This is a genomic window from Shewanella hanedai, from assembly GCF_007197645.1.
GTDB lineage: Bacteria > Pseudomonadota > Gammaproteobacteria > Enterobacterales > Shewanellaceae > Shewanella > Shewanella hanedai.
On record NZ_VKGK01000067.1, the window covers coordinates 1 to 3,192 of the forward strand.

The window sequence follows — 3,192 nt, forward strand, 5'->3', positions numbered from 1 at the left end:
GCAATATAGGGTGCTGGGTAACAGAATACGCCTTAGTGGAGGCTTGAGCCGTATGCAGTGAAAGTTGCATGTACGGTTCTTAGGAGGGCGGTACTTGGTAACAAGTGCCGCCTATCCGACATTTATGGCTTAGAGTAAGCGCTTTAAGCCTGTGATCACCAAGGGACTTTGTCGTTTAAATCATTAGAAGTTGAGTCGAAGAGATAAACAATCAGGTGTGAATGCGGCTGTGGGCGTTGGTGACAGGGTGAGGTTTCACATAGTGAAACTCTTCGAACGAGAGATAGGGATATCGAACTGGCTGTTTAACATGGAAGTTATTGGAAACCGCAGAGCGGCCAAGGATGGCTTCACCGCGTCCCGCAGAAGTATTCACACATAAGGGTCGTTCATTCACATCCGTGTGATCACGACATTCGTATATCCATATACAACACATTCTGCAAGCAATAGATATCAACGAAGCTATGCTTATCAGGTAATAATCAAATACCAATTCAGCCCAATGAACCCAACTCAAAAGATATTTGAAACTTGCTATCTGGCAAGGTGCAAATTACTCGTTGGCTGACATAACCGTTTCAATCTCATCGACGGTTCTTGGAATGTGAACAGACAGGTTTTCATGGCCATGTTGAGTAACCAGAATGTCGTCTTCGATACGTATCCCCATACCGCGGTATTCTGCTGGTACATCGGTTGCTGAAAGTGGAATGTAGATCCCTGGTTCTATGGTGAACACCATGCCAGGCTCAAACTTACGCCACTCGCCGTTTTCATCATGATATGGGCCCACATCGTGTACATCCATCCCCAACCAATGACCTGTTTTATGCACTGTGAAACGCTTATAACTTTCGGTGTGCATCACTTCTTCAATAGTGCCACTCAATAAACCAAGTTCAAGCAGGCCTTTGGCCATGACTTCCATACAGGTTTCATAAAGTGTGTTCCAAGCAGCGTCGGGAGCGACTTTAGCGATGGCGGCATCAAGTGCACTTAGCACTAATTGATAAATCGCTTTTTGTGCGTTGCTGAACTTACCATTGACCGGATAACTGCGAGTAATGTCAGAAGCATAGTGGGCAAGTTCTCCGCCAGCATCGATAAGCAATATTTGACCATCGACTAAATCACAGCAACTGTCTTCATAATGTAAGCAGCAGGCATTATTACCCGCTGCGACGATATTAGGGTAGGCGACTTCAGTACAACCGTATTTTGAGATAGCAAAGTTAAACGTGGCAGATAAAAGCCCTTCATTAATTCCAGGCTTACAGGCTTGCATGACACTAAGGTGTCCAGCGGTAGAGGCGGCAACCGCTGCTTTTATCTGAGCAATTTCATCTTCGCTTTTAATCACGCGCATGGGGTGTAAGTATTTTGCAAGTGGAGTTAGGGTGCGGTATTGCTTGATAATATCGAAACCGCTGTTGCGTCTTTGGTGATTTAACCAGCCTGTTATTTGAGTGGCGAACCGATTAAGTTCATCGCTGATAAAGAGGTTGGTGTGTTTGTTGAGTTTAGACAGAACAACCTGTTCGAGTTCGGCAATATCGAAAGCATCGTCTGCGCCATACAGGGTAATCGCGCCAGTGATCCCTGCTCGCTCACCAAAGCTGACTTCTTGGGCTTCATCTTTCGGACGACAAAGTAAAGCATAGCGATAACCTCTGTCAGCATTGTTATCCGTATATAAAATAGCGACAGCATCGGGCTCATTAAATCCAGTTAAGTATAAGAAGTCATTATCTTGTCTGAAGTGATACTTTATGTTTTTACTTCTGACTTTTTGCTGATAGCCACTGAGAATGACAAAACTATTATCGGGAAGAGTATTGAGAAGGGCTGTTCGTCTGCTTTCATATAAGGTCATGTTCATAAATATAGGCTCATTGCTTCAGCTACTCTGTAAAAAGTGAGCTCGGTAGATGACAGGTATTAGTTCTGTGATTATCTGTACTATATTTGTATATTTTATTCATTTCAATCCTGCTGTTTAACGTCAATGAGATTAGCGGTGCAATTTATGGCGATGGGTGGGATAATGTCAGCAGATAATTTTTGGGAGTGAAACTCGTGAGTCGAGCAGTTTTTTTAGATAGAGATGGTGTGATTAATATTGATCATGGTTATGTTCATATGGTTGATGATTTTGAATACGTCGAAGGCGTATTTGATGCCTGTCGCTCGATAAAAGAGATGGGATTTAAACTGGCAGTTGTGACTAATCAGTCAGGTATTGCACGCGGCCTCTATACAGAAGATCAATTTCATACCTTAACAGAGTGGATGGATTGGAACTTTGCAGATAAAGGTATCGATTTCGATGGTATCTATTATTGCCCACATCATGCTGAAAAGGGCATTGGTGACTATAAGCAAGATTGCGATTGCCGTAAGCCAAAGCCTGGTATGATGCTATCAGCAGCAGAATTCTTGAAATTAGATCTGAGTCAATCTGTGATGGTTGGAGATAAGCGTGACGATATGCTTGCCGCTAAAGCTGCTGGTATCCCAATTAGAATTTTAGTGCGTACAGGTAAAGAGGTGACTGAAGAAGCGATTGCTGAAGCTAGCATTGTGCTTGACTCGATTGCAGATGTCCCTGAATATTTAAAAAGCCTCTAGTAATGCTGGTTGGTATTCTATTGTCAGTCAATACGGCTTAGTCTGACGATAAATGAGTAAAGACTTAAAGCACCAATAACCTCTTGGTGCTTTTTTGTTGGCTTTATATACGGGTATTATTCAAAAACTAACCATTCTGCTTGTTAACTATTCACTCGGCGTTTAAATAGAAAAAAGCGCTTGTGCTTGGTTATAAATTCCCTATAATCCGCAATCACTGACACGGCAGAGTTGATATCGATATGATATTAATCGCAGTGTTGATGAAGCGTTTCTTAATAAGAAATCTTCGCATTGAGTCTTATTTAGTTTGGTTTGAACGCGCTTGTATAAGAAAGCATCATTCGAAACTAAATATTAAAAAAGGACTTGACGCAGAAAAGGGAATACGTAAAATACGCATCCCAAGCCAACGACCTAGCGTCAACGGCCGCACTACTAAGTGCAACGCTCTTTAACAATTTATCAAGTAATCTGTGTGGGCACTCACAGGTGTTGAGTTATTCGAAATTGTCTCTTTTGAGACAATCAAAAATTATCTCAACGAATCTCTTTTATAAG

General features: G+C 42.1%; 3 protein-coding genes. 1 reads left to right on the top strand and 2 read right to left on the bottom strand.

Annotated elements, in window-relative coordinates:
- Positions 1-211: 211 nt before the first annotated feature.
- The gene (locus FN961_RS25905) at positions 212-376 is read right to left on the bottom strand and encodes a hypothetical protein (protein WP_185972887.1); all 165 of its coding nucleotides are present in this window, start codon (positions 374-376) and stop codon (positions 212-214) included.
- A 180-nt stretch (positions 377-556) separates the two neighbouring features.
- Positions 557-1,882, bottom strand: coding sequence for an aminopeptidase P N-terminal domain-containing protein (locus tag FN961_RS25550; protein ID WP_144042959.1), 1,326 nt, complete (start codon positions 1,880-1,882; stop codon positions 557-559).
- Between the two features lie 188 nt (positions 1,883-2,070).
- Between FN961_RS25550 and gmhB the strand changes: the two genes are divergently transcribed.
- Positions 2,071-2,631 carry a D-glycero-beta-D-manno-heptose 1,7-bisphosphate 7-phosphatase gene (gene gmhB, locus FN961_RS25555; protein WP_144042960.1) on the top strand — a complete coding sequence of 187 codons (561 nt, stop codon included), beginning with the start codon at positions 2,071-2,073 and terminating at the stop codon, positions 2,629-2,631.
- Positions 2,632-3,192 lie beyond the last annotated feature (561 nt).